Source organism: Sphingomonas jinjuensis (assembly GCF_014197105.1).
Lineage (GTDB): Bacteria > Pseudomonadota > Alphaproteobacteria > Sphingomonadales > Sphingomonadaceae > Sphingomonas > Sphingomonas jinjuensis.
In genome coordinates this window covers 201,768-218,956 of the sequence record NZ_JACIEV010000007.1, presented here as the reverse complement: position 1 = coordinate 218,956, position 17,189 = coordinate 201,768, and the positions used below count along the sequence as shown (strand labels likewise).

Genomic DNA, 17,189 nt, shown 5'->3' with positions numbered 1-17,189 from the left:
TGGGGAGACGAACCATGGGCCTGTTCACAAAGGATATCGCGACGCTGCAGGACCTATTCCTGCACCAGTTGCAGGATATCTATTACGCCGAAAACCAGATCACCAAGGCGTTGCCCAAGATGATCGACAAGGCGACGGCGCCGGCGCTGAAGAAGGGGTTCGAAACCCACCTGCGCGAAACCGAAGGCCAGATCGCCCGCCTCGAACGCGCGTTCGACCAGCTCGGTGAAAAAGCGAAGGCGGTGACCTGCCCAGCGATCGACGGCATCATCAAGGAGGCCAACGAGGTCGCCGGCGAGATCGCCGACAAGACCGTCCTCGACGCCGCGCTGATCGCGTCGGCACAAGCGGTCGAGCATTACGAGATCACCCGCTACGGCACGCTGATCGCCTGGGCGGAGCAGCTCGGCCATAGCGAGGTGGCGACACTGCTCGCCGAGACGCTGGAAGAAGAGAAGGCGACCGACGAGAAGCTGACCGGCCTCGCCACCAAGGTCAACGCCAGGGCGGAAGCCGCCTGAACTGACGCCCCCTCACCCTTCCGGCGCTTCGCGCCTCCCTCCCTCTCCCGCTGGGAGAGGGAGGGAGGCGCGCGCCGCCTACCGGCGTGGAAAGGGTGAGGGCGGCTAGGATCGAATGGTAACCCTCAAATCCCTCCCTCATCCAAGCTCAGCAACGTCGCATTGCCCCCGGCGCTGGTCGTATCGACTGACACCGCCCGCTCTGCCACGAAACGGTACAGGTAATGCGGCCCGCCCGCCTTCGGCCCGGTGCCCGACAACCCCTCGCCCCCGAACGGCTGGCTGCCGACGACTGCCCCGATCATCGAGCGGTTGACGTACAGGTTGCCCACCGCCGCCTCCGCCTCGGTCACCTCGGCGGCGCGCGCGATACGGCTATGCAGGCCCATCGTCAGGCCATAGCCCTTGGCATTGACCCGCCGTATCGTCTCCGCAAGCTTGCCCGCCTCCCAGGTAGCGACATGCAGGATCGGGCCAAACCATTCGCGGTCCAGCTCCTCGATCGCACCGATGCGGACCAGCGTCGGCGGCACGAACAGCCCCTCGCCCGGCGCGCCGATCGTCTTGACCCAGCGGTCCTTCACGCTCTCGCGATAGCCCATCAGCTTGTCATAGGCCGCCTGGTCGATGACCGGCCCGACGTCGGTCGCGGGATCGCCCGGATCGCCGACGCGCAGCGTGTCCATCGCGCCCGACAGCATCTCGATGATCGACTCGGCCACATCCTCCTGCACCAGCAGCAGCCGCAGCGCCGAACAGCGCTGCCCCGCCGAGCGGAAGGCGGATGTGACGACATCCTGAACCACCTGTTCGGGCAGCGCGGTGGAATCGACGATCATCGCGTTGATCCCGCCCGTCTCCGCGATCAGCGGCACGATCGGGCGCTCGTCGTCCTGCACCAGCGTGCGCGCGATCTTCTTGGCGGTCGCGGTCGATCCGGTGAAGGCGACGCCGGCGACGCGCGCATCCTCGGTCAACGCCTGGCCGACCTCGGGCCCGCCCGGCACCAAGATCAGCGCATCGGCGGCCACCCCCGCCTCATGCGCCAGCTCCACCGCGCGGCGCGCGATGGCAGGCGTTTGCGGCGCCGGCTTAGCCACCACGGTATTGCCCGCGACCAGCGCCGCCACCGTCTGCCCCAGGAAGATCGCCAGCGGGAAATTCCACGGCGCAACCGTCGCCCACACCCCGCGTCCCTCGACGTGCAGCGTGTTGCGCTCGCCCGTGGGGCCGGGCAGCTCGATCGGCGCCAGTCGCGCCCGCGCCTCGCCCGCGTAATAGCGGCAGAAGTCCGCCGCCTCGCGCACCTCGCCGATCGCATCGGGAATGGTCTTCTTCGCCTCCTGGACGCAGATCGCCATCAATTCCTCGCGATGTTCCTCGAGCAGGTCGGCGAGGCGTTCGAGGATGGCCGCACGCCGATCGACCGGCGTGGCGTTCCAGGCCGGGAAGGCCGCTTCGGCGCGGGTGATGGCGTCCTTCACTGCGTCACCACCCCGGCGAAGGCCGGGGTCCAGTTGCGAGCCGCCTGTGACTGGACCCGGGCCTTCGCCGGGGTGGTTGAGATACGAAGACGGCTCATTCACCCGCTTCACCGTCCGCTCCAACGTCGGCCGATCGCTGAGATCGATCCCCCCCGAATTATGATGCCCCGGCGCGAACAGGTCCCTCGGCAGCGGGATCGACGGATGCCGCGATCCCCCCACCGCCGCGATCTTCGCGACCGGATCGGCCAGGATTTGCGCCTCGGACAAATTCTCGTCGGCCAGCTGGTGGACGAACGACGAATTGGCGCCATTCTCCAGCAGGCGCCGGACCAGATACGCCAGCAGGTCGCGATGCCCGCCGACCGGCGCATAGATGCGGCAGTGATAGCCGTTCTCGCGCACCAGCCGCTCGTACAGCCCGTCGCCCATGCCATGGAGCCGCTGAAACTCGAAATCGCGGCTGTTGCCAGCCCACTCGACGATCGTCGCCACCGTCAGCGCATTGTGGCTGGCGAAGGCGGGGCGGATATTCTCCGCCTCCAGCATGTCCTTCGCCACCGCTAGATACGACACGTCGGTCGCCGCCTTGCGCGTGAAAAGGGGATAATCGGCCAGCCCCTCGACCTGGGTCCGCTTGATCTCCGAATCCCAATACGCGCCCTTCACCAGCCGAACGTTCATCACCCGGTTCAGCTGGTTAGCCCAGGCCACCACCGGCTGCGCGCGCTTGCCATAGGCCTGCACCGCCATGCCGAACCCGTCCCAGCCCTTCAGGCTCGGCAGACCCGCGACATTGCCGATGATGTCCAGGCTCATCTCCAGCCGCTCGGACTCCTCGGCATCGACCGTCAGCGGGATGCCGTATCCCGCAGCCTTCACGGCCAGCGCCTCCAGCATCTCGGTCAACGCCGGCACGCACTCGTCCCAGCGCGCGACTTCGTAGCGCGGATGCAGCGCTGACAGCTTGACCGAGATCGAATGCCCCGCCGCCGGATCGCGCCCGACCGCATCGACCGCATCGACATACGCCCGGAAATAGCGCTGCGCATCGGCATCGGTCCGCGCCGCCTCGCCCAGCATGTCGAAGCTGGCGGTGAACCCCTTGAACTCAGGCTTGCGCATCCGCCGCGACGCTTCCTCGATGGTGCGGCCCATCACGAAGATCTCGCCCATCATCCGCATCGCCGCGCCCACCGCCTGGCGAACGAACGGCTCGCCTGCGCGGCTGATCAGGCGGCGCAGCGGCCCCGCCTCGCCCTCGCCCACCAGCGCCCGCCCGACGACCAACCCCCAGGTCGCGGTGTTGACCAGCTTCGAATTCGACTGGCCCGTGTGCGCCATCCAGTCGGCCTCGCCGATCTTGTCGGCGATCAGCTGGTCCGCCGTCTCGGGATCGGGTACGCGCAGGAACGCCTCCGCCAGGCTCAACAGCGCGACGCCCTCCGACGAGTTCAGCCGATATTGCTGCAGGAACTGGTTCACCCACCCACGGCTCTGCGCGGCGCGCAGGTCGGCGAGCAGCCCCGATGCCGTCCCCAGCACACGTTCGCGCGAATCACTCGACAGCGCGGCTCGGTCCAGCAGCGGCTTTAGAACATCGGGTTCGGCGGCCCGATAAAGCTGCGCCATGGTCTTGCGGGGGTCTGACGTTACGGCAGTGGACATATTCGATCTTCCGGTCGGGTGAGGCTTGCGATGTGGGATCGCTCGGGCCAAGAGAGATGGACCGCGCTTAGCGCCAAACGCGAGTGGAGGGGAATCCCGTGCCCGACGTCAGCGTCGATCAGATGAAAGAGAGCATCGGCACCGAACAGGTGTCCGACTGGGTCGAGGTCACGCAAGCTATGATCGACCAGTTCGCGGAAGCGACCGGCGATCACCAGTTCATCCACGTCGATCCCGTCCGCGCCGCGCAAACGCCGTTCGGCGGCACCATCGCCCACGGCTTCCTCACCCTGTCGCTGATGCCGCTCTTGTCGAGCAAGGTGCCCAACGCGCCGCGGCTCGCGAACGCGAAGATGGGCGTCAACTACGGCGGCAACAAGGTCCGCTTCCTCACCCCCGTGCGCTCGGGCAGCCGCGTAAGAGGGCGGTTCAAGCTATTGTCTTTCGAGGAAAAGCGCCCCGGCCAATTCCAACAGACCAGCGAATTCACCGTTGAGATCGAGGGCCAGGACAAGCCCGCCCTGATCGCGGAATGGATCAGCCAGGTCTTCGCCTAAGCTTCTCCCCTCCCTGCAAGGGAGGGGTCGGGGTGGGTAACTAGCAGCGCGAGCACCCGAACTCACCCCAAAAACCACGCCGACGCTGTCGCGCCGGCACCCACCCCCACCCCCTCCCTAGCAGGGAGGGGAGCAGGAGAAAGCCCATGCGTTCCGCCGTCATCGTCTCCACCGCCCGCACCCCGATCGGCCGCGCCTATCGCGGCGCCTTCAACAACCTGCCCTCGCCGACCCTCGCCAGCCACGCGATCAAGGCGGCGGTGGAGCGCGCCGGGATCGACGGCGCCGAGGTGCAGGACGTCGTCTTCGGCGCGGCGCTGCAGCAGGGTCATCAGGCGGGAAACATCGCCCGCACCGCGCTGCTCCGTGCCGGCCTGCCGACCACGGTCGCGGGCATGTCGCTCGACCGCCAGTGCGCCAGCGGCCTGATGGCGATCGCCACCGCGGCGAAAGAGATCATCACGGATCGCATGGACGTGACGATCGGCGGCGGCGTCGAGAGCATCAGCCTGGTCCAGACGCCCAAGATGAACATCGCGCCCGACCCCGAACTCGTCGCGATGCACAAGGACATCTACATGCCGATGCTCCAGACCGCTGAGGTGGTCGCGAAGCGCTACGGCATCAGCCGCGACGTCCAGGACGAATACGCCCTCCAGTCGCAGCAGCGCACCGCCGCCGCCCAGGCCGCAGGCAAGTTCGACGACGAGATCGTCGCCGTCACCGCGACCAAGGCGAACGTCAACAAGGAAACCAAGGAGATTTCCTATCAGGAAGTCACCCTGGCGAAGGACGAGGGCAATCGCGCCGATACCACGCTCGACGGCCTGAAATCGCTCGGCCCCGTGCTCGGGCCGGACATGAACATCACCGCGGGCAACGCCTCGCAGCTGTCCGACGGCGCCTCCGCCTCGGTGCTGATGGAAGAGAAGCTGGCGGAGCAACGCGGCCTGACCCCGCTCGGCCGCTACATGGGCATCGCCGTCGCCGGCACCGATCCCGACGAGATGGGCATCGGCCCCGTCTTCGCGATCCCCAAGCTGCTCGAGCGCTTCAACCTGAAGATGGACGACATCGGCCTGTGGGAGCTCAACGAGGCGTTCGCAGTCCAGGTGCTCTATTGCCGCGACAAGCTCGGCATTCCCAACGACCTGCTCAACGTCAACGGCGGTGCGATCTCGATCGGCCACCCCTATGGCATGTCGGGCGCGCGCATGGTCGGCCACGCCCTGATCGAGGGCAAGCGCCGCGGCGCCAAGCACGTGGTCGTCACCATGTGCGTCGGCGGCGGCATGGGCGCGGCCGGCCTGTTCGAGGTGCTGTGAGGTTGAAAATCGGCGAGTGTCAGTGTAACTAACATCTCGGCAAGCTGACATACCTTGCTCCTCTGTGAGCCCCGGCTGCTGCTACAGCCGGGGCTCAAACGTTTGGGGCTCGAGCTGCTACCCGAGCCCCGCCCGGCACCTTATCGGTTACGCGACACTTCGATGATCTTCACGACCAACGTCGCGAAGGCGAAGAGCACGCCCAGGATCAGGCACAGGTCGGCCAGCGACATACGCTAGTCTCCTCTGTTGCGACGGCAGGACTGCCGCCGCCTTCCTCATGGCTTCCTCGCGCCGGGCGCGCAACCAACCCGCCGCCAACGTCGTTCTCCTGCCGACCCATCAGGAGATCACATCATGGCCGACCACGACAATCCGCAGGAAATCGCCGCCAAGTTCCTCGACAAGCTGAAGTCGAGCCCCTTCGTCATGCTCGGCCTGATGGACGGCCAGCATTCGGAGCCGATGACCGCCCAGCTCGACGACGATCAGCCCAACACGCTGTTCTTCTTCGCCGGCCGCGACAACCGCGCCGCCAAGGGTGGCGATGCGATGGCGCAGTTCGTTGGCAAGGGGCACGACTTCTTCGCCTGCCTGGCCGGCAACCTCAGCCGCGACGACAACCGCGCGCAGATCGACAAGCTGTGGAATAACCAGGTCGAAGCTTGGTTTCCCGGCGGCAAGGAAGATCCCAACCTGACGCTGCTGCGCTTTGATATCGATAGCGCCGAGCTGTGGGAAACTGACATCTCGGTGTCGGGCCGGCTCAAGATGCTGTTCGGTGGCACCATCCGCAGCGACGAATCGTCGAGCCACGCGGTGGTCAATTCGGTCGCCTGACAAACGAGCGCCCCGGGCTACGGCCTGGGGTGCTACTTCACGGTGCGCCTCCAACCCAAAAAATCCCCGTCATGCTGAACTCGGTTCGGCATTTCTCACGAGAACTCCGTCTACCTCCCGAGATGCTGGAACAAGTTCAGCATAACGGCTGTGGGGATTGATAGCCCCTCAACCGTGCGTGGCCATCCACTCCTCGACGATCGGCGCGATCGAGTTGCGCCACTTCGATCCGTTGAAGATGCCGTAGTGCCCGGCGCCCGGCGCCATGTGGTAACGCTTCATCGCCGCGGGCAGGTTGGTCGCCACCTCCAGCGCGGCCTTCGTCTGGCCAAGCCCGGAGATATCGTCGCGCTCGCCCTCGATCGCCAGCAGCGCGATGTCGGTGATCGCGCCGGGATCGACGCGCCGACCGCGATGCATCATCTCGCCCTTGGGCAGCGCATGGCGCTGAAACACTACGTCGATCGTCTGAAGATAGAATTCGGCGGTCATGTCGCAGACCGAGCGATATTCGTCGTAGAACGCCTTGGTCGCATCGGCGCTCTCGTCATCGCCCTGCACTAGATGTTTGAACATCTCCCAATGCGACATCATGTGGTTACCGAGGTTCATCGACATGAAGCCGGCCAGCTGCAGGAAGCCGGGATACACCTGGCGCCCGGCACCCGGATACGCCATCGGCACCGTCACGATGACGTTCTGCTCGAACCAGCTGAACGGCCGCTGCGTCGCCAGCGTGTTGACCGCCGTCGGTGCCTCGCGCGTGTCGATCGGCCCGCCCATCAGCGTCAGCGTCTTGGGCCGGCATGAATGCTTGTCGGCGCTCATCAGCGCCGCGGCGGCGTAGCAGGGCACCGACGGCTGGCACACCGCGAGCATGTGCGCGCCCGGCCCGATAGCCTCCATGAAGTCGATCAGGTAATCGACGTAATCGTCGAGGTCGAACTTGCCATCCGCCAGCGACACCAGCTTCGCGTCGCGCCAGTCGGTAATGTAGACGTCGGCCGACGGCAGCATCCGTTCGACCGTGCCCCGCAGCAGCGTCGCGTAATGGCCCGACATCGGCGCCACGATCAGCAGCCGCGGCCCGCCCTCGACGCCCTCGCGCACGAAGCGCTTGAGCTGGCCGAACGGCTTTTTCAGCACGACCTCCTCGTGAACCGCCACGGTCTGGCCGTCGACCACGGTCGAGTCGAACCCGAACGCCGGCTTCCCACGTGGCGCTGCGGCATGCGCGAACACCTCCAACGCCGAGGCGACGACCGTCCCCCCGCCCATATAAGAGAAGGGGTTAGCTGGGTTGTGCAGAAGTCCGGCACCGACCTGCGCCATCGCGCTGGCGCCGGCCATCATCGAACGCTGCATCTCGTAGACGTCGTAAAGCATGCGGTAGGCCATGCCCCCAAATAGGTTATCCCGCCCGTAACGCCAAATGCTTGTCTGACATTCGAACGCAACAACAACGCGACAAGCGCCCGGGCGTTGCCGTTGAGCCACATCGGCCCTGCTGCTAGGCGCAGGCGCATGGCTCGCAAACCCAAGGCCGCCGCCGACAAGACCGCCGACGATCGGGGCCGCCGCATCGGCGATCTCGCGATGGTGTGGCATCACGCCCGTCGCTATCCGGGGCAGATCGCGATCGCCGGCGCCGCGCTCGTCACCACCTCGGCGGCGACGGTCGCGATCCCCTATGGCTTCAAGCGCGTCATCGATCGCGGCTTCGGCGGCAGCGGGTCGGGCGATTTCTCGACATCCTTCCACTATCTGCTGATGATCGTCGTGGTGCTCGCGCTCGCCACCGCGATCCGTTTCTATTTCGTCTCGCTGCTCGGCGAGCGCGTCGTCGCCGACATCCGGCGCGAAGTGCAAGGCCATCTGCTCCGCCTCAGCCCCCGCTTCTTCGAAGAGAACCGCCCCTCGGAAATCGCCTCGCGACTGACCAGCGATACCGCGCAGATCGAGATGGTCGTCGGCAGCACCGTATCAATCGCGCTGCGTAACTGCTTCACGGGAGTCGGTGGGCTGATCTATCTCTTCGCCATCTCGCCCAAGCTCACCGGGCTGCTGCTGATCGTGATCCCCGCGATCATCGTGCCGATCGCGCTGCTCAGTCGGCGCATCCGCAACCATTCGCGCACCTCGCAGGATCGCATCGCCGACATCGGCTCGATCATCACAGAGACGCTGGGCGCGATGAAGATCGTCCAGGCCTTCAACCAGGAATCGCGCGAGGCGCGCCGCTTCGACGACGCCGTCGCCGCCACGCTCGCCGCCGCACGCCAGCGCGTGCTGGTCCGCGCGATCATGACCGCGATCGTCATCGGCCTCGTCTTCGGCTCGATCACGTTGGTGCTGTGGGAAGGTGCGATCGACGTCGCCGCGGGGCGAATCAGCGGCGGATCGATCGCTGCCTTCGTCCTGACCGGCGGCATCGTCGCCGGTGCGTTCGGTGCGCTGACCGAAGTTTATGGCGACCTTTTGCGCGGTGCCGGTGCCGCCAGCCGCCTCGCCGAGCTGCTCGCCGAACGGCCCGAGATCGCGGCGCCGGCCCGGCCGGTCGCGCTGCCCGAGCCGCCCCGCGGCACGCTCGCGTTCGAGGCCGTGAGCTTCCACTATCCGACGAGGGCCGACACCGCCGCGCTCGACACCGTCGACCTGTCGATCGCCCCCGGCGAGACGGTCGCGGTGGTCGGCCCGTCGGGCGCGGGCAAGTCGACGCTATTCCAGCTGGCCGAGCGCTTCTACGATCCGCAGGTCGGGCGCGTGCTGATGGACGGCGTCCCCCTCACCGCCGCCGATCCCGCCGCCATCCGCCACCGGATCGCGATGGTGCCGCAGGAGACGGTGATCTTCGGCGCCTCGGCGCGCGACAACCTGCGCTATGGCGACTGGGCGGCGACTGACGAGCGTATCTGGGCCGCCGCGGAAGCCGCTAACGCCGCCGACTTCCTCCGCCAATTGCCCGACGGCCTCGACACCTTCCTCGGCGAGGGCGGCGCCCGCCTGTCGGGCGGCCAGCGCCAGCGCGTCGCCATCGCCCGCGCTCTCCTTCGCGACGCCCCGATCTTGCTCCTCGACGAAGCGACCAGCGCGCTCGATGCCGAGAGCGAACGCCTCGTCCAGCAGGCGCTCGAACGGCTGATGGCGACGCGCACGACGCTCGTCATCGCCCATCGCCTCGCCACCGTGCGCAGCGCCGACCGCATCGTCGTGATGGACCAGGGCCGTATCGTCGAGCAGGGCAACCACGCCGCGCTGACGCAGCGCAGCGGCCTCTACGCGCGCCTGGCGAGCCTCCAGTTCCACGAGGCGGCGTAGGCCACCCTGTTCGTCATCCCCGCGAAGGCGGGGATGACGAACAGGGTGGCGATCGTGAGACTCATCACCGCCAGCGACTATGGATTCCCGCCTTCGCGGGAATGACGTAGAGTATGGAAAATACAGGAGAGCCCCCATGTCCCGCGACCTCGACCTCATCGTCTACGGCGCCACCGGCTTCACCGGCCAGCTCGTCGCCGAATATCTCGTCGCCTCCGCTCCCGCGGGAATCACTTGGGGCATGGGCGGGCGTTCGCTCACCAAGCTCCAGGAAACGCGCGACGCGATCGGCGCGCCGTCCGACATTCCGCTGATCGTCGCCGACTCCGACGATCCCGCCAGCCTCCGCGCCCTCGTCGAAAAGACCCGCGTCGTCATCACCACGGTTGGGCCGTACCAGCTCTACGGCAACGATCTCGTCGCCGCCTGCGCCGCGACCGGCACCGGCTATGTCGACCTGTGCGGCGAACCCGCCTGGATGCGCCACATGATCGACGCGCACGATGCCGAGGCGAAGCGGACGGGCGCGCGCATCGTCTTTTCCTGCGGGTTCGATTCGATCCCTTTCGACCTCGGCGTGCTGACCTTGCAGGAAGCCGCCATCGCCAAGCACGGCCGCCCCGCCCCGCGCGTGAAGGGCCGTGTTCGCAGCATGAAGGGCGGCTTCTCGGGCGGCACTGCCGCCAGCCTCAAGGCGACGCTCGCCGCCGCCGCGCGCGATCCGTCGCTGGTGAAGCTGCTGACCAGTCCCTTTGCGCTGACGCCCGGTTTTGCCGGACCGCACCAGCCGACCGGGCTTTTGCCCGAATACGACAGCGATATCGGCGCCTGGGTCGCGCCGTTCATCATGGCGCCGATCAACACCAAGAACGTCCACCGCACCAACTTCCTGCTCGGCGAGAGCTATGGCGCCGATTTCGTCTACGACGAGATGATGGTCGCCGGCCTCGGCGATCTTGGCAAGGCGGCGGCGGAAGCGATCGCCAAGATCAATCCGCTCGCAAGCGACAAGGGCCCCAAGCCCGGCGAAGGCCCCTCGAAGGAGGAACGCGACACCGGCCACTACGACCTGCTGTTTGTCGGCCTGATGCCCGATGGCGAACGTGTCGAGGCGGTCGTCACCGGCGACCGCGACCCCGGCTATGGCTCGACCAGCAAGATGATCACCGAAGCCGCGCTGACGTTGCTCGACACCGAGAGCGCGGGCGGCATCTGGACGCCCGGCGCGCTGATGGGGCCTGCCCTGCGCCAGCGCCTGGTCGATCGCGCCGGGCTGACGTTTGTGGCGGCCTGACAACCCCTCCCCTTCAGGGGAGGGGCTAGGGGTGGGGCGGAGCCTCGCAGAGAACACCGCCTGCGTCCCCCACCCCAACCCCTCCCCTGAAGGGGAGGGGCTCGGTTACCGCCGTCGCCCCTGGTGCCGAATATTCCCCGGCCGCCCGCGGTGGTTCACCACCCGGTCCCCGCGCTTCTTGTCGCGCATCGGCGGCAGGCCCATCTTGCCACCCGGCAGTTCGAAGCGAAGCGCCCCCGACACCGGGCTCGATTCCGCCAGCTTCAGCTCCAGCCGCTGACCAAGATGGTACACGTCGCCGCTGTCCTCGCCGGTCAGCGTCTGCAGCCCTTCGTCGTAGCGGAAATATTCCGCCCCCATGTCGCGCACCCCGACCAGCCCGTCGCCGCCGACACCCTCGACGGTCGCGAAGAAGCCGAAGTTCTTCACGCCCGTGATCCGCGCCGAGACGATCTCGCCGACACGCTCCGCCAGATACGCCGCGACATAGCGGTCGAGCGTATCGCGCTCCGCTTCCATCGCCCGGCGTTCGAGCCCGCTGATCGCCTCGCCGATCACACCCATCCTGGCCGCCTCGTCGGGCGACAGCGCGCCCGGCCCCAGCTTGTAGGCCGCCACCAGCGAGCGATGTACCAACAGGTCGGCATAGCGCCGGATCGGCGAGGTGAAGTGCCCATAGCTGCCCAGCGCCAGCCCGAAGTGGCCGCGGTTCTCGGGCGAATAATAGGCCTGCGTCTGCGTGCGCAGCACCTGCTCCATCACCTGCGGCCGGAAATCGGAGTCGCCGACGCGGTCGAGCAGGTGGTTGAAGGTCTTCGGCCGGATCACCTGGCCCAGCGCAAGCGGGACGCCGAACGTCTCGAGATAGTCCTTAAGCGCCACCAGCTTCTCGCGCGCCGGCGGCTCGTGGACGCGGTACATCACCGGCGCCTTCTTCGCTTCCAGCGCCTTCGCCGCGGCGACATTGGCGGCGATCATGTAATCCTCGATCAGCCGCATCGAATCGAGCCGCTCACGGGGTGCGACCGACAGCAGTCGCCCCTGCTCGTCGAGCACGACGCGCCGCTCGGGCAGGTCGAGTTCCAGCGGCTCGCGCCCGTTGCGCGCGGCGAGGAGCGAGTGCCAGCAGTTCCAAAGGCCGGGCAATGTCGCTGCAAGAACGTCCCCGGTACGGGGAGGGGGACCATCAGCCGAAGGCTGATCGTGGAGGGGCAGTCCAGCAGGAACATCGCCCGTGTCTGCCCCTCCACCACCGGCTTCGCCGGCGGTCCCCCTCCCCGTGCCGGGGAGGTTCTGATCCACCCAAGCCTGCGCGTCCTCATACGCAATATTCGCCGCGATCCGCACCACCGCGCGGCTGAACCGCCAGCTCTTCAGCGCCCCGTCCTTGCCCACCACCAGATGGCACGCCATCGCCGCGCGATCCTCGCCCTGCTTCAGCGAGCACACGTCGGCCGACAGGATCTCCGGCAGCATCGGGACGACCCGATCGGGAAAATACACCGAATTGCCCCGCGACCGCGCCTCGCGATCGAGTTCGCTGCCCGGCCGCACGTAGAAGCTGACGTCGGCGATCGCGACCACCGCGCGCCAGCCGCCCGCGTTCGCCGGATCGTCGTCGGGCGCTGCCCAGACCGCATCGTCGTGATCGCGCGCATCGGCCGGATCGATCGCGACGATCGGCAGATGGCGCAGATCCTCGCGATCGTCGCCCAGCGGCTGCTCCGCCACACGCTCCGCCTCCGCCAGCGCCTCGGACGAGAAGGCGGTCGGGATACCCAGCTTGTGGATCGCGATCAGCGAGAAGCTCTTGGGCGCGAACGGATCGCCCAGCCGCTCGGTCACCCGCGCGGTGATGCGCGGCGGCCGCCCGGCCTTCTCCGCCATCACCAGGTCGCCCGCCGCCGCGCCGCCGGTATCGGACACCGGTACCTCGCGCTTTTCCTTCTTGTCGACGCCGGTCAGCCAGAACCGGCCATTATCCTCGCGCAGCACGCCCAGCATCTGCTCCGACGCGCGCGCCAGCGCCTTCATCGGATGCGCGGTCCAGCCGCCCCCCGTCTCCTCGGTGCGCGCCAGCATCCGGTCGCCGACCCCGAACTGACCCCGCTTCCGCTCGCGTACCCGCAGCCGCGGCGCCGGTGTGTCGGATTCCCAACGCTCGGGCACCGCCCACACATTGCCGCCCTCGTCGATGTCGGCGACGCGCAGCACCGTCACCTTGGGCAGGCCGCCCATCTGGTGGAAGGCGCGACCCGGCGCCGAGTCGATCAGCCCCTCGTCCGCCATGTCCTTCAGCAGCGCCTTTAGCGCAATCTTCTCCTGCGCGCTGAGGCCAAAGGCGCGCGCGATCTCGCGCTTGCCAGCCGGCGTGTCGGACGAGGTGATGAAGTCGAGGATCTGCTGCCGCGTCGGCATCCCGGGGATATGTTTCTTGGACACCGCCAACAGATAGGCAGTGTCACCGCTCAGCGATAGCCTGCGCCGCCGCCCAGCCGCTCGCCCACGCCCATTGGAAGTTGTAGCCGCCCAGCCACCCGGTCACGTCGACCGCCTCGCCGATCGCGTACAGCCCCGGCAGTTTCTTCGCCTCCATCGTCCGCGACGACAGCTCGGCGGTGCTGATCCCGCCGACCGTCACCTCGGCCTTGGCATAGCCCTCGGTCCCGTTGGGCGTGAAGCGCCAGTCGCCTAGCCGCACCTCCGCCGCCTCGAGCGCCTTGTCGGGCACGTTGCCCAGATCGCCCGCGACGCCCAACTGCTCGACCAGCGCCACCGCCAGCCGCTCCGGCACCGGCAACAGCCGTTTCAGCGTGGTGCGCGGTTGCGCACGCTTCGCGGCCCTCAGCCAGCCCGCCGGCGCATCGGGCGCGAAGTCGATCCCCACCGCCTCGCCATGCCGCCAATAGGATGACGCCTGCAGGATCGCCGGCCCCGACAGCCCGCGATGCGTGAACAGCGCCGCCTCGCGGAACGCCGCCGGGCCGGCGCGCGCGACGACCTCGGTCGACACGCCCGACAGCTCGCGAAACAGCGCCTCGCCCTGCCCCAGCGTCAGCGGCACCAGCGCGGGCCTGGGCTCGACGACCTTCATCCCGAAGCGTCGCGCCAGATCATAGGCAAAACCGGTCGCGCCGAGCTTCGGGATCGACGGCCCGCCCGTCGCCACCACCAGCGCCGGCGCCTCATGGACGATGCTGCCGACCGTGACCCGGAACCGCCCGTCGCCATGCGCCACGTCGCGAACCGCCTGCCCGAACGCGAACGACACGTGCCCGGCCAGACATTCGTCCATGAGCATCGCGACGATCTGCTTCGCCGATCCATCACAGAACAGCTGTCCCAGCGTCTTCTCGTGCCAGGCGATGCCATGTTTTTCGATCAGCGCCAGAAAGTCGGCGGGCGTGTACCGCCCCAATGCCGACTTGGCGAAATGTGGGTTCGCCGACACGAACCGCTCGGGCACCGTCCCGATATTGGTAAAGTTGCACCGCCCGCCGCCCGAGATCAGGATCTTGCGCCCCGGCTCGTCATTGTGATCGACGACCAGCACCCGCGCGCCCCGCTGCCCGGCGGTCGCGGCCGCCATCAGCCCGGCAGCGCCTGCACCAAGGACGATGGCGTCGAAGTTGCTCACCGCCAAAACCCCGTCATCGCCCGCGCCATCCCGTCATCACCGCGAAGGCGGGGATCCAAAATCCGCGGAGCGCAGTGAGACCCACGTCGTCCAGCCAGTATGGATTCCCGCCTTCGCGGGAATGACGGTGGATTTTGCTCAATACGCCCGCGCCACCAGCACCCGCTCCACCGCCGGCTCGCCGGTAAACACGCACGCGCCGTCCACCGGCGCCGCATCCGTGGGCACGTTGCGCAGCGTCAGCTTCAGCGCCTTCAGCCGCTCGACCACCCTCTCCAGCGCCGCGCCGGTCGGCTTCGCCCATTGCACCTCGGCGAAACCGGGGAACTTCACCCCTTCCGCGAAATGCGCTTCCAGTCCTGCGAAGTCGGCCACCGGCGTGATCCCCGCCTTCATTCGCGCCGTCGCTTGCTCATGCAGCGCCGCCTGGATCTCCTCCAGCAACCCAACGACATCCGCCTCGACGTCGCCGCGCGGCCGCGCCACGCTGTCGAGCTTGCCGTCCTCTCGGTACAATCGGTCGCGGCGGATCACCGACACCTGGCCGCCCGCCATGTCGCGCCCGCCGACCTCGACGATCACCGGCGCGCCCTTCTTCACCCAGCCCCAGCGCTTGGTTGCCGCCTTGCCGTGCTTCAGGTCGAGCAGCGCGCGCACCGGCTCGCCGAACGCCGACAGCTTGGCGAGGTTCGACTGAATGTCCTTGCAATAACGGACCAGTTCCTCGTCCTCGGGCTGGTCGCGCAGCATCGGCACGATCACCACTTGCCAGGGCGCGATCCGCGGGGGCACGCGCAGGCCGTCGTCGTCGCCATGCACCATGATGACGCCGCCGATCATGCGGGTGGAGACCCCCCAGCTGGTCGTATTCGCCAGTTCCAGCTGCCCTTCGGCATTCTGGAACTTGATGCCCTGCGCCTGCGCGAAGTTGGTACCCAGGAAATGGCTGGTCCCCGCCTGCAAAGCCTTGCCGTCCTGCATCATCGCCTCGATCGACCAGGTCTCGACCGCGCCCGGAAAGCGCTCATTCTCCGGCTTCTCGCCCGCGACCACCGGCAGCGCCAGGTCGTCCTCGGCGAAGCTGCGATACACCTCCAGCATCCGCAGCGTCTCGTCCTTGGCCTCCTGGGCGGTGGCGTGGGCGGTATGCCCCTCCTGCCACAGGAACTCGCTGGTGCGCAGGAACATCCGCGTGCGCATTTCCCAGCGCACCACGTTCGCCCACTGGTTGATGAGCACCGGCAGGTCGCGCCATGACTGGACCCAGCGCGCGAAGGCCGCACCGATCACCATCTCCGAGGTCGGCCGCACGACCAGCGGCTCCTCCAGCTTGGCGCTGGGATCGGGCATCAGCCCGCCCTTGCCGTCGCCGATCAGACGATGATGGGTGACCACCGCCATCTCCTTGGCGAAGCCCTCGACGTGCTCGGCTTCCTTCTCGAAATAGCTCAAGGGGATGAACAGCGGGAAATAGCAGTTTTCGTGCCCCGTCGCCTTGATGCGATCGTCGAGCAGCCGCTGCATCCGCTCCCAGATGCCATAGCCCCACGGCCGGATCACCATGCAGCCGCGCACCCCCGATTCCTCGGCCAGATCGGCCTCGGCGATGACGGCCTGATACCAGGCGGCGAAGTCCTGGTCGCGAGTGACGGAGAGCGCATGCTTCATGGCGCTGGCCTCTACGGCTGTGAGGGGCGGAGGGCAACGGCCCGCCCCATTGACGGCACGTCAAGGACAGGCCAGCACGATCGTTGGGATCGGGGGAATAACGACACCATGAGCTATAATGATCGCGGCTATTCGGGACCGTCGCTGAAGGTCGGCGGCATAGTCCTGGCCGGATTGCTGAGTATCTTCGTCGTCCCTCACGTTCGCAACTACATGGATCGCCAGCAGGAGATGGGCGAATTGTCTTCACCGGGGATGCTCGATACCCGGCTGGGGCAAGATCCCGTCATTGGCCCTGCCGCTGTCGTGCTCAAGACCAGATTCCCCAGCGACTACAGCAAGATGTCGACCGCGATCCTCGCCGGGGCGGACGCGCGCAACTATGAGGCGATGGGCGATGCCATCGGTGCCAGGATCGGCGAGGTCGTTCGCCGCGACGGCCACTATCTACAAACCGCGCCGGCGACAGCGCTGATGACGCTGGCGGCAAGCGAACGGCAGCTCGTCGACACGATGCCGCCGACCAGCTGTGCCGCCTATCTCAAGGGCACGCCCATCGCCGAGCCGTCGCGGCCGGAGCGCGCCGTGCGCATGGGCAAGGTACTGGCCGCGAGGCTCGCCGCGATCGCCGATGGTCGCGACCACCCCCGGCAATGGGCCGTCCCCGATGATTCGATCCAGCGCGATCTGCTTGACGGCCTTGCCGCGAACGGCGCCTCGGCACCGGCGCAGCAGCTTTTCACCGGCGAGCGCACCACCGAGCAGGCGACCGACGACACTCTGTGCGAGGCGCAGCGGGCGCTGCTGAGGACGGTGCTGGCGATGCCCGCCGACGCCGGCGCCCGCGTCTATAGCCGGCTCGCCACGTAACCCGTGG

At 67.6% G+C, this 17,189-nt stretch carries 12 protein-coding genes; 7 read left to right on the top strand and 5 right to left on the bottom strand.

The window, feature by feature from the left end; all coding sequences use genetic code 11:
• Positions 1–14: 14 nt before the first annotated feature.
• Positions 15–521, top strand: a complete 507-nt coding sequence (locus GGQ80_RS13100; RefSeq protein ID WP_183985528.1) for a YciE/YciF ferroxidase family protein — start codon at positions 15–17, stop codon at positions 519–521.
• A 125-nt stretch (positions 522–646) separates the two neighbouring features.
• Here GGQ80_RS13100 and putA read toward each other — a convergent pair whose 3' ends face one another.
• A complete protein-coding gene (gene putA / locus GGQ80_RS13095; RefSeq protein ID WP_246347055.1) occupies positions 647–3,637 on the bottom strand; it encodes a bifunctional proline dehydrogenase/L-glutamate gamma-semialdehyde dehydrogenase PutA in 2,991 nt (996 codons plus the stop codon).
• Positions 3,638–3,795: 158 nt separating this feature from the next.
• On the opposite strand from putA, the gene GGQ80_RS13090 reads away from it, so the two are divergent.
• The 3 genes from GGQ80_RS13090 to GGQ80_RS13080 all read left to right on the top strand — a co-directional run bounded on the left by GGQ80_RS13090 (position 3,796) and on the right by GGQ80_RS13080 (position 6,395).
• On the top strand, positions 3,796–4,230 hold the full coding sequence (locus GGQ80_RS13090; RefSeq protein WP_183985606.1) for a MaoC family dehydratase: 435 nt from the start codon (positions 3,796–3,798) through the stop codon (positions 4,228–4,230).
• 146 nt (positions 4,231–4,376) lie between these two features.
• Positions 4,377–5,555: an acetyl-CoA C-acyltransferase gene (locus GGQ80_RS13085; RefSeq protein WP_183985524.1), complete on the top strand. Its 1,179-nt coding sequence runs from the start codon at positions 4,377–4,379 to the stop codon at positions 5,553–5,555.
• Positions 5,556–5,912: 357 nt separating this feature from the next.
• Entirely contained in the window at positions 5,913–6,395 is a 483-nt protein-coding gene (locus GGQ80_RS13080; RefSeq protein WP_183985522.1) for a pyridoxamine 5'-phosphate oxidase family protein, read from the top strand.
• Positions 6,396–6,563: 168 nt separating this feature from the next.
• Here the strand turns inward: GGQ80_RS13080 and GGQ80_RS13075 are convergent, their stop codons facing one another.
• Positions 6,564–7,781 (bottom strand): polyhydroxyalkanoate depolymerase, encoded by a 1,218-nt coding sequence (locus tag GGQ80_RS13075; RefSeq protein ID WP_183985604.1) that lies wholly within the window; start codon positions 7,779–7,781, stop codon positions 6,564–6,566.
• A 138-nt stretch (positions 7,782–7,919) separates the two neighbouring features.
• On the opposite strand from GGQ80_RS13075, the gene GGQ80_RS13070 reads away from it, so the two are divergent.
• Complete coding sequence (locus GGQ80_RS13070) at positions 7,920–9,713, top strand: ABC transporter transmembrane domain-containing protein (RefSeq protein ID WP_183985520.1); 1,794 nt, start codon at positions 7,920–7,922, stop codon at positions 9,711–9,713.
• 136 nt (positions 9,714–9,849) lie between these two features.
• Positions 9,850–11,007, top strand: a complete 1,158-nt coding sequence (locus tag GGQ80_RS13065; protein WP_183985518.1) for a saccharopine dehydrogenase family protein — start codon at positions 9,850–9,852, stop codon at positions 11,005–11,007.
• 105 nt (positions 11,008–11,112) lie between these two features.
• On the opposite strand, the gene GGQ80_RS13060 is transcribed toward GGQ80_RS13065, so the two are convergent.
• The 3 genes from GGQ80_RS13060 to proS all read right to left on the bottom strand — a co-directional run bounded on the left by GGQ80_RS13060 (position 11,113) and on the right by proS (position 16,312).
• The gene (locus tag GGQ80_RS13060; RefSeq protein ID WP_183985516.1) at positions 11,113–13,425 is read right to left on the bottom strand and encodes a ribonuclease R family protein; all 2,313 of its coding nucleotides are present in this window, start codon (positions 13,423–13,425) and stop codon (positions 11,113–11,115) included.
• A 43-nt stretch (positions 13,426–13,468) separates the two neighbouring features.
• The gene (locus tag GGQ80_RS13055; protein ID WP_246347076.1) at positions 13,469–14,596 is read right to left on the bottom strand and encodes a BaiN/RdsA family NAD(P)/FAD-dependent oxidoreductase; all 1,128 of its coding nucleotides are present in this window, start codon (positions 14,594–14,596) and stop codon (positions 13,469–13,471) included.
• Between the two features lie 186 nt (positions 14,597–14,782).
• Positions 14,783–16,312, bottom strand: coding sequence for a proline--tRNA ligase (gene proS, locus GGQ80_RS13050; protein ID WP_183985512.1), 1,530 nt, complete (start codon positions 16,310–16,312; stop codon positions 14,783–14,785).
• 108 nt (positions 16,313–16,420) lie between these two features.
• Here proS and GGQ80_RS13045 point away from each other — a divergent pair, with 108 nt between their 5' ends.
• Entirely contained in the window at positions 16,421–17,182 is a 762-nt protein-coding gene (locus GGQ80_RS13045) for a hypothetical protein (protein WP_183985510.1), read from the top strand.
• Positions 17,183–17,189: the final 7 nt, after the last annotated feature.